Genomic DNA, 10,165 nt, shown 5'->3' with positions numbered 1-10,165 from the left:
GCAATCTCAAATGCCGCCGCAACCGGAAAACTGACTCCTGCTCAATCGCTTAGAGCCTTGTTCACGGACGACTATTTCCACTTCAGCCCGCGTTCGGTTCACCCGCTGGTGCTGACACTGGAACGAGCCGGCCACATCAAAGGCAGCCAAAGGATTCCGTATAGAATCGAAGTCCTAGTTTATCGGAAACACCTGACCCAGCCCAATGACCGCCAGAGGCACCGTTCGAAATCACTGTGCAGAGCTAGTAGATGATGCTCGGTGGCCGGGCGCGTCGATAATGAGTTCGGTATGGTATCCGCGATATCGGATCTTCGTATTTGGCACGTGAGGCGTTGCCATTGTTCGACCTTTCCGGTTCTCGCCGCTCGTGTTCGGTTTACCCCACTACTATGTCGTGAACGCGACACACTGAAACGCAGCTATTTCGCCACGCTGCGCGCAAATCTCTTTTGCACCGCTTCAAGCGGCGCTCGATCGCGTCTTTGGTGGCACGGCGATTGCTTGGAGATGGCGAAGCATACCTATTGGCCATAGTGGTCCCCCGCGGACGAGGTGTTCACATGACGCATGCTCGAACGTTCCAGATTAATGTAATAGTCGCTGCAGGCACCGTCTCGCGCTCTCACACCATGGTCACGAAGTTCATCGAGAGGCCTCGTGTCGCTACGGAGATGCGAGTTCGTCTACTTGCCGTCAACGGACGTTCTCTGTCCAGCTATCTCCGGTCGAAGACATCTACGTTCGCAACGCGACTATCGAGGTGCAGGTATTTCGCCGGCGCGGCGCGAAACACATGGCTTTCGCGTGTTGCTCGCGCCTCCTCTGTTGGTACGCCGATTGCAGGAGACCTGGTAAATGATCTTACGACCATAGTGGTCGCAGTCTCCGGTGGAGGCCTCAGTCAACCAGATCCGAGCCAAGCTAGCAGTGGGCCAACATCCAGGGAGTAACTCATGCGGGTAGCAGTCGTGTGGAACGAGCCGATCGAGATCAACGCATCCGGACAGCATGATCCGGGGTATTATCGCACAGCAATCAAAAGGGTGGAGACGGCTCTGCAAGAGAGCGGCCACGAGACGATACTTTGTGAGGGCGACAAAGGATTGCTTGCTACACTCGAGCGGTTCATGCCATCCGACGCGCAAGCCCGTCCCTCCGGAATCGTCTTCAACAGGGCGTACGGGAGCAAGGGCGAGTGGCGTGTCAGCGAGGTTCCGACTATGCTTGAGATGGCCGGCATTCCATACACCGGACCCGGTCCGCTTGGGGCTGCGCTAGAGCTCGACAAGGTCATCACAAAGAAGCTCATCCGCGATGACGGCGTGCCGACGCCGAACTTTCGAGTGATGCGTCACGGCACGGAGAGCACCGGCGACCTGCGATTTCCATTGGTAGTGAAGCCGCGTTACGAGTCCAGCAGCCTAGGATTGCAATTCGTGCAAGAGCCTTCCCGGCTAAGGCAAGCCGTAGAAATGATCGTCACGCAGTATGCGGAGGATGCACTCGTGGAAGAATACATCGAAGGACGAGAGATCTGCGTGGCACTGCTGGGAAACGAAGAGCTCGAGGTGTTGCCTCCGGTGGAGCACGACTTCGGCGATCGCGAAACACGTCTTATGACCTGGGAAGATAAGTTCCATATAGGGGTGGCGGAGCCGCAGAAGATTTGTCCGGCGCAAATCGGGAGTGAGCTAGCGGGGATGTTGCGGGATCTTTCGATTGCGACCTTCCGTGCCTGCCGCGGCAGGGACTACGCGCGCGTCGACTTCCGGATCGACCGCTCCGGCCAGCCCTTTGTCCTCGAGATCAACTTCTGCCCGTCACTCAACGATACTCACTCCTACGCCCGGGCTGCGACGGCCGGTGGATACACGTTCTCGAAATTGGTCAACCGAATCCTCGATCTCGCCCACGCGCGGCATTTCGGAATTGGTATCCCCAGGGCCGAACAGGCGTCTAATCGAGGGGGGCCGCAACCGTGAACCGTTAAGCCCTCGCATTCTGTAAACCTAACATCATACGACCCACCGTTTCGCTATGGCGCGGTGGAAAGCGCAGGCGATACTATCGCCTACGAATGTAAAGAGTGAGAGGGCAAAGCTGTCACACCTTGAGAGAACAATATGGTGTTTGCAATCGAAGCTACCAATCCCCGTACAAGGGTAGCCGACCTCAATCGGCTGAGCAAGATTCTCCGCACGCGGGAAGAAGTCGACGCCTATGACGTGACTTCCGAAAGCTGGCAACAGGCCTTGCAGCGTCGCTACAGGACCCACCAAGACATGAAAGGCATTCTCAATCACGTTGAGGAAGTCGATATGTCGATCTATGACCATTTCCAGATGCGCGTGACACCATATCTGGCACAGTTAATGGATCGCGACGATCCGAACTGTCCGATTCGCAAGCAGTATATGCCGTTCCAAGGAGAACTAAATGTTCGGCCGTACGAAGTCGCCGACAGTCTGGCGGAGGACCATGATATGCAGGACAGTAGCACTGTTGTGCATCGGTATCCTAACCGCGTACTCTTTCTGGTTACAACGAACTGTGGGAGCTATTGTCGGTACTGCACTCGTAAAAGGTTTGTTTCCCGCAGTGAAAGAGCTGTCAACAAGCAACAGCTTGAGCGCGGATTTCGGTACTTAGAATCTCATCCAGAGATCGACGATTGTCTCGTATCGGGCGGAGACCCACTGTTCCTCAACGACCGACAACTGGAACATGTTCTTAGCCAGATTAGGGCCAGAGCACCGCACGTTAAACTTCTGCGCATCGGAAGTCGCCTGCCTGTGCAGCTACCAACCCGAATTACTCCCGAACTCTGTGGTATTATCGAGCGATATGACGTGCAAATGGTCAACGTTCAGGTCAATCATCCAAGAGAAATAACCCCGCTCTTTGCCGAACGCATTAAGATGCTCCGCAAGACTGGCACGATGATCGGCAATCAATCGGTACTCTTGAAGGGAGTAAACGATGACGTTGCTACTTTGCGTGCTCTGTGTATGGGCCTTGTCTCTTGCGGCATTCGTCCATACTATTGCTATTCATGTGATATTGCAGAGGGAAACCATGCATATCAACTTACGCTTGACGGCATCTTAGAGCTGTATCATGGCTTGCGAGGCTTCATTAGTGGTCCTGCTGTGCCTACTTTCGTGGTCGATGGTACGGGTGGCCTGGGTAAGATGCCGATAATCCCCGAGTACGTGCGTGAGGTTGACAACGGCGAGATCTGGGCGACCAATTTCGAAGGTAAGGTTCACCGCATCATTAATCTGGAAGCAAGGACAGTTGATTGGTGAAGTGGTTCCGGTCTTGGCGCAAATGGAAAGGCGAGTCAGCGCAAGTCCTTGAGATGCAGCGCTTCCTATTATGTAAGTGCAATCGCCGGATTAAATTGCATTGCTGTGAGTTCGGACTTCAGACGCGAAATTTCGCGCTAGGGTCTGTACCTAAATAGTCGTCCGTGACGAAGCCTAATTTCGGGCTGGATTGATCGCCGACTCCGCGAGGGGGGCGCTGAGGATTTGCCACGCAAAACCCTGAGCAAGCGGATGAGGCGTCGGAAGTGTTAGCCGATGGAGTACGGCATTGGTAGCGCCCGGCCCCTGGCGGACCCAGACATAATTGCATGGCGCAGGATTTAGCCGTCAACTCACCGTTAATCGCACCAATTGAGTTGAATCCTCCTTTCAGGATAGGAAATCGAACAGCTGCTACTCTCGGCCATCACCAGCCTGCAGCAAACTCAAAAGGGACATCATCGGGAAGCTGCCACCGGGATGTCAAAAAGGCGCATGCTAATGGCGCGTCTCAGCCTTCTTCTCGGCCTGGGCAGCCGATACCAAATGCACGACTCGATAACCGTTCTTGTGCAGATACCGCAGCAACGCCGGTATCATCGCGGCAGTGCGGGCTTGGGCATCGTGCAGGAGGATGATGCCCTTTCTCGCGCTCTCTAGCTGCACGATCAGGTTCATAAGCTCTTGGTCTGAGCTTATGTCTTCCCAATCGCTCGCCCAAAGGTTCGGTTCCGAACACGACGATCCCGCGCGACTGCAACGCGTCCAGCATTGCAGGCGACGAGTCGAAATGGGGAAAGCGGAAGAATGGCGTCGAAGGGACATTGGTTGACACGCCCTCGAGTGCGAGCTCATCAGCCGCAATGCCGCGATCGATATCGTCCATTGCCTGCTCGAATGGCATATTGGACATCATCTGGTGCGACCAGCTATGGTGCGCAATGCTGTGGCCCTGTGACGCGATGCGGCGGACGAGCTCGGGAAATTCTGCCGAGGATCTGCCGACAAGGAAGAAGGTGGCCCGCACGCATTCCTGCGCGAGCGCTTCCAGCACCTTTTGTGTGTTCGGCGGCCTCGGACCGTCATCGAAGGTGAGGACGACCTCGTGATCTGCCAGAGGAAGGGTCTTCGGAAACTCATTCGATCCGACGCGCGGATAGCCCTTCGGATCGACAGCGAGTACGCGCGACGTTCCCAATGCGTCCTGCCGCGGGCAGTCGGTCGCGCTAGCGATGCCATTGCAGGCAAACACCAAGGCCGCAGCGCCGGCAAGCCACGATGCCAATCTGTTCAAACGCCTGTTTGCCATCGCCCCCGGCGCGACCTTGCTTGCTGCGCAAACCCGTGCGCGCCATACGATATTCGATGTCACTAGCAGGATTTCTGCGCATCAATGGCATATCGGGCCAAAAAGCGTCGTTAGGCCCGGGCTGATGCGATGAACGCGGCGTTCTTAATGATTGAACTTATTTCTGTGCCCTCTCTCCTGGGAAGCATCCTGGCCCGACCTTGAGCATAGTCGACAAGTCGCCAAGTCGCTCGTGTCAAGCACAACAACTTGCGAATGAGAACGCCACCAACGCCGCTTGATCAGATCAAGGGCGAATCCGCCATATCGAGCAAATTGGGTAACGTCTGCCGCCGTAGCCGCGACGGTCACGCAACGATAGGATAATCGCCGGATCTTCCCAGTCGTTGTGGCTAGCATCACCGGTACGTACAGGGCCGTTAGGGATCTTCATTCACGAATGCGACCGTTCGCCTGACCCGCCGATTGCTGCGCCTTGACGCGCGCGAGTACGATGCACGGGCGGCACCGCTTGTGCGCACCTCATGAATGCCTCCACATCTCCAATCCATGTCCGCAACAAAGATCATATGGCATCAGGTCATCCTGGTTTGTCTCGTCGTACTCGCCTTCCTTTGGGCGGCTACCGAATGGACGGCATGGCGGCTTGCCTTCCAACCGCAGCTTGGACCGGCCTGGTTCAGGATTGGGCATTGGCCGATTTACCAGCCGGCAGCCTTCTTCGCTTGGTGGTTCAAATTCGACGCTTACGCACCGTTGATCTTTCTGGAGGGCGGCGCCATTGCCGCGGGCGGTGGCATCGCAGCGATTGCGCTAGCGGTGATGCTCTCCGTCTTGCGGGCGCAAGAGGCGAGGGACGTCACCACCTATGGCTCGGCACGCTGGGCGGATGCGCGCGAGGTCAGGCGGGCGGGTCTCTTGGGATCTGACGGCGTCGTGCTCGGCCGGCTTGAGGGCCATTATCTGCGGCATGACGGGCCTGAGCACGTGCTCTGCTTTGCTCCCACGCGCTCTGGCAAGGGTGTTGGCCTCGTCATACCGACTCTTTTGACCTGGCCGGCTTCCACGATTGTTCATGACATCAAGGGCGAGAACTTCCAGTTGACTTCCGGCTGGCGCGCGCGATTTGGGCCAGTGCTCTTGTTCGACCCGACCAATCCAACCAGCGCCGCCTACAACCCGCTTCTCGAGATCCGGCGTGGTGATTGCGAGGTGCGAGATGCCCAAAACATTGCCGATATCCTTGTCGACCCGGAAGGGGCACTCGAACGCCGCAACCACTGGGAAAAGACCAGCCACTCTCTCCTTGTCGGTGCAATCCTGCATGTCCTCTATGCCGAAGCCGACAAGACGCTCGCAGGCGTCGCCAATTTCCTGTCCGATCCCTCCCGCCCCATCGACGCTACGCTCACCGCAATGCTCGCAACCCCGCATCTTGGAGGTAGCGTTCACCCCGTTGTCGCTTCGGCCGCGCGCGAGCTTCTCAACAAGAGCGAGAACGAGCGCTCCGGCGTGCTCTCAACCGCGATGAGCTTCCTGGGGCTCTATCGCGATCCGGTGGTTGCCAAGATCACCGCACGAAGCGATTGGCGCATCCGCGATCTCGTGGACGGCGCGGAGCCCGTCTCACTCTATCTCGTGGTGCCTCCATCCGACATCGTCCGCACCAAACCCTTGATGCGACTCATCCTCAACCAGATCGGGCGGCGGTTGACCGAAAGCCTGGATCCAGACCGGCGCCGGCAAAAACTCCTTCTGATGCTGGATGAGTTTGCAGCGCTCGGCCGGCTCGACTTTTTCGAGAGTCAGCTCGCCTTCATGGCAGGCTACGGCATCCGCAGCTTTCTGATCACTCAGAGCCTCAATCAGCTCGAACGCGCCTATGGGCCGAACCATGCCATCCTCGACAATTGCCACGTCCGGATCGCCTTCTCGACCAATGATGAGCGTACCGCCAAGCGCGTATCCGACGCACTCGGAACTGCGACCGAGTTGCGCGCCATGAAGAACTATGCCGGACACCGATTGAGCCCCTGGCTTGGACACCTCATGGTGAGCCGTCAGGAGACCTCGCGGCCGCTGCTGACGCCAGGCGAGGTCATGCAACTCTCGCCTAAAGAGGCAATCGTGATGATTTCCGGGGTGCACCCGGTCCGCGCCACCAAAGCCCGCTACTATGAGGATCCGCAGTTCCAGCGACGTGTGCTGAAGCCAGCCCGCTTCGATCCGCGTACCTTGTCCGCAGGACCGGATGACTGGTCGGCCGGCGCCCCAATTCCGCCATCAGTCGAGCTACTGACCGGACGCAAGTGCAGGAGTGATGAGGTGAACGGTGGTTTGCGTCGCGAGCCGGAATTGCCGGAACATGAGGAGATCGAGGTCAAGGTGCCGCTCGGCGAACACGAGTTCGACACCGACCTCGATGAGGGTGATGCCGATGCCGTCCAGGCACAAGCTCTGAGCCGCTCGATGCAGGGCGTTGCGCGGACCGTCAGCCTCGACCAGGACGATGGGATGGATCTGTGAGCGGGGCAGCGTGAAAAAGATCCAGCTCAGCATCTATCTCGATCCGGAAACCTTCAAAACGCTCGAGGCCTTCGCACAACGCCGGGGTCAGCCCAAGTCCCTGGTCGCCGAGGCCGCGATCGGCTCCTTCCTTTCCCCTGATGATTCCGATCGGCGCGAGGCGGCGATCGCCAAGCGTCTGGACCGGATCGCGCGCGTGCTCGAACGTCTGGAGCGCAATGATAGCATCACGCTTGAGACCATCGCGCTCTTCATCCGTTTCTGGCTGACCTCAACGCCGGCGCTCCCCGAACATTCGACTCCCGCCGCACGCGCCAAGGGCGCGGAACGTTACGATCGGTTTGTTGAGGCGCTCGGACGGCGGCTTGCAAGCGGATCCACCGTCCTGAAAGAGGTGAGCATCGACATGCACGCCTCTGAGAAGCCCGAGTAATCAGTACGCGCGCTCCAAATGCGCGCTGGTAGCTTTTGGCAATAGATACGGCGCTGGGTCAGATAGGCCGACCAGCAGGTCGGCAACACGCCACGAATCACGCGCAAGGGACCGGCGCGTCACTCAAGGCGCCCGGGCCCGCTGCAACAGGCCATTGGCTGCCCGCGAAATGACACAGGCTTCCAAATCCAGCTCTTCTTGAGACCGCCTTGTCTTTCTTTGGCTACGCCAGACTACGACGCAGATGTCGATCCGGTTGAAGTGACGTTCGGATTGGCCCTTGTGTCAAGTCCATCATCGCTGGGGGCGATACAGCCGTTTCGATTCCGAAATCGACGCCGCGCGTGCCGCGGTGCGCGGGCAGGTCGCGGCCGCAAATTGGGAGTGAACGAGCAGTGCAAGTCGATGAAGAGCTTGGAGGTCAGCCCAGCTCGATTGTGAATCAAGCCGACAGCGATGCGCAGCCGAGCTCGAACGAAGGAGCGCGAACCAAGAAGGTCACCGTTCAGCTCTCCGAGAGCATATTTCAGCGGCTTGAAGTTGCGACCGAACGCCCAGGACTCGGCAAGAGCATGGTCGTCGAGACGGCGCTTGAACAATTCTTGAGTCCTGCGCCGCCCACCGAGGGGCTCGTTCATGAGGCTCTGGACCGGATCAGTGGCCAGATGGCCAGGCTCGAGCGCGAGATCGCGATCATCGCCGAGACCGTAGCCCTGCATGCGCGCTATCACCTCACCGTGACGCCGCCCATGCTGCCATCCGGCCAGCGAGAGGCGTGCATGCTCGGGCAGCAGCGTTTCAAGGTGTTGGCGGAGCAGGTCGAACGGCGGGTACGGCTCGGTCAGCCATTAATCCAGGAGACGATCGATTGGCTGGGCAGGCGCAGGCGACCTGCCAGTGAAGCTCATGCTGGCGCGCCACAACGCGCGGCAGAAGAACAGCCAAGTCAGGAAGGTTTGTCCGCAGCTGCGGTGGACGGAAACTCCGAGCCGAGCGCTGCCGCCGAGGAGGGCGGCAGCAATCCGAACTTTCGAAACCTGCCGAACTCCTTTCGTTGAGGGGACCGAGCGGACGGACAGAAGCGCGCCGAAGCAAATGAGGGCGCAAACATCGCCCGCAAAACGCGTTGAGCCTTGTCCCTTTTGGCGGCTCATCGCGTGCGTGTTTCTTCCCTTCGCGGCCGGGTACTACCTTTCGTACCTGTTCCGGACCATCAATACGCTCATTGCTGGGCGCCTCGCCTCTGATCTCGGGCTTGGCGCTGCCGATGTCGGGCTGCTCACGTCAATCTATTTTCTGGTCGTTATGGCGGCCCAGATTCCGATCGGCATGTTACTTGATCGCTTCGGGCCGCGCCGGGTCCAGAGCGTGCTCTTGGCTGTTGCTGCAGGGGGTGCCGCGCTCTTTGGACTATCAACGGGATTCCTTTCCCTTCTTTTTGCTCGCGCGATGGTCGGACTTGGGAGCGCAGCAGCCCTGATGTCCGGGCTGAAAATCATCGTCCTCTGGTTTCCAAGAGAACGAATGGCGCTCATCAATGGCTATATGATCATGCTGGGCTCATTGGGGGCCGTTACCGCAACGGCTCCTGCCGAGGTGCTGCTGGACTGGATCGGATGGCGGGGCCTATTCGGCGTGCTGGGCGCCGCAAGCGCGCTTGCTGCCATTTTGATCTATCTCGTGGTTCCCGAACGAACCACTGGGCCACAGGATAGCAAAAGGACGCCCGCCACTCTGAAAACAGTCTATTCCGATGTTCGGTTCTGGAGAATGGCGCCCTTATCGGCGACCTGCGTGGGGTCCGCTTGGGCACTGCAATCCTTATGGGCGGCGCCCTGGCTTTCCGATGTGGAGCGGCTGGATCGAACGAGACTCATCAACGAACTGTTCGTGATGGCGGTCGCTCTGAGTCTCGGCGCTCTGGTCGTGGGCGTCCTTGCCAACTCGGTGCGCCGCCGGGCTAAGAAGACCGAGGCTCTGTTTGGTTTGGTCGCGGCGATGTTGATTGTGGCGGAGCTTGTGCTGATCCTGCATCCGCCCTGGCCATCACTCCTGCCGTGGTGCGTTGTGTCGGTGGCCGGATCAGCCACTGCGCTGACCTACGCCATCATAGCGGATTATTTCCCGGCCGAGCTGGTTGCGCGCGCCAATGGTGGTCTGAATGTCCTGCAGTTTGGCTGGGCTTTCGTCGTGCAGTACGGGACGGGACTGATTCTGGAGCAATGGCCTCTAGAGGCGGGGCATTATCCTTTAACGGCCTATCAGACCGCCTTCGGTGTGAACGTTTTGCTGCAGATGGCAGCGCTCGTCTGGTTCGCCATCCCGTGGTTCGAGCGCCGGAAACGGAAGGCTGGCGCTTCGGTCACTCGTCAACCGGCGGGAGGCTGGAACTCGGTTGAGGTCGTTATTGCACCAGCCGAGCTCGCCATCCTGGAGGCGGACGATCATGCGGATTGGTGAAGCCAGCATGTGGCCGGGCTGATGTCGCGGCTCATGATTTTCGGCGTGTCAAAAGCGATCGTCCCGAATCTTTCTTCTTCTACGCCAGACTACGATTGACATGGTCCCATTCTTGCTGTCGCGCAG

6 protein-coding genes and 1 pseudogene are annotated in these 10,165 nt (G+C 58.6%); 6 read left to right on the top strand and 1 reads right to left on the bottom strand.

Annotated features, from left to right (window positions below; all coding sequences use genetic code 11):
* Positions 1-956 precede the first annotated feature (956 nt).
* Together AC0L3B_RS33865 and AC0L3B_RS33860 are read left to right on the top strand one after the other, a co-directional pair.
* A complete protein-coding gene (locus tag AC0L3B_RS33865; RefSeq protein WP_473381813.1) occupies positions 957-1,985 on the top strand; it encodes a D-alanine--D-alanine ligase family protein in 1,029 nt (342 codons plus the stop codon).
* Positions 1,986-2,126: 141 nt separating this feature from the next.
* Positions 2,127-3,311, top strand: a complete 1,185-nt coding sequence (locus AC0L3B_RS33860; protein WP_473381812.1) for a KamA family radical SAM protein — start codon at positions 2,127-2,129, stop codon at positions 3,309-3,311.
* A 498-nt stretch (positions 3,312-3,809) separates the two neighbouring features.
* Here AC0L3B_RS33860 and AC0L3B_RS33855 read toward each other — a convergent pair.
* Positions 3,810-4,620 (bottom strand): annotated as a pseudogene (locus AC0L3B_RS33855) (polysaccharide deacetylase family protein).
* 549 nt (positions 4,621-5,169) lie between these two features.
* Between AC0L3B_RS33855 and AC0L3B_RS33850 the strand changes: the two are divergent.
* The 4 genes from AC0L3B_RS33850 to AC0L3B_RS33835 all read left to right on the top strand — a co-directional run bounded on the left by AC0L3B_RS33850 (position 5,170) and on the right by AC0L3B_RS33835 (position 10,039).
* Positions 5,170-7,146: a conjugal transfer protein TraG gene (locus AC0L3B_RS33850; protein ID WP_473381811.1), complete on the top strand. Its 1,977-nt coding sequence runs from the start codon at positions 5,170-5,172 to the stop codon at positions 7,144-7,146.
* A gap of 10 nt (positions 7,147-7,156) precedes the next feature.
* On the top strand, positions 7,157-7,579 hold the full coding sequence (locus AC0L3B_RS33845; RefSeq protein ID WP_473381810.1) for a CopG family transcriptional regulator: 423 nt from the start codon (positions 7,157-7,159) through the stop codon (positions 7,577-7,579).
* Between the two features lie 395 nt (positions 7,580-7,974).
* Positions 7,975-8,637, top strand: a complete 663-nt coding sequence (locus tag AC0L3B_RS33840) for a ribbon-helix-helix domain-containing protein (protein ID WP_473381809.1) — start codon at positions 7,975-7,977, stop codon at positions 8,635-8,637.
* Between the two features lie 37 nt (positions 8,638-8,674).
* On the top strand, positions 8,675-10,039 hold the full coding sequence (locus AC0L3B_RS33835; RefSeq protein WP_473381808.1) for an MFS transporter: 1,365 nt from the start codon (positions 8,675-8,677) through the stop codon (positions 10,037-10,039).
* The last annotated feature ends 126 nt before the right edge of the window (positions 10,040-10,165 follow it).

The organism is Bradyrhizobium sp. Kon56, from assembly GCF_055807635.1.
This window is presented reverse-complemented; position numbering and strand designations above follow the sequence as displayed.

Coding starts and splice junctions, on each gene's coding strand:
- AC0L3B_RS33865 (WP_473381813.1), top strand. CDS start 957: ATGCGGGTAGCAGTCGTGTGGAACGAGCCGATCGAGATCAACGCATCC.
- AC0L3B_RS33860 (WP_473381812.1), top strand. CDS start 2,127: ATGGTGTTTGCAATCGAAGCTACCAATCCCCGTACAAGGGTAGCCGAC.
- AC0L3B_RS33850 (WP_473381811.1), top strand. CDS start 5,170: ATGTCCGCAACAAAGATCATATGGCATCAGGTCATCCTGGTTTGTCTC.
- AC0L3B_RS33835 (WP_473381808.1), top strand. CDS start 8,675: ATGAGGGCGCAAACATCGCCCGCAAAACGCGTTGAGCCTTGTCCCTTT.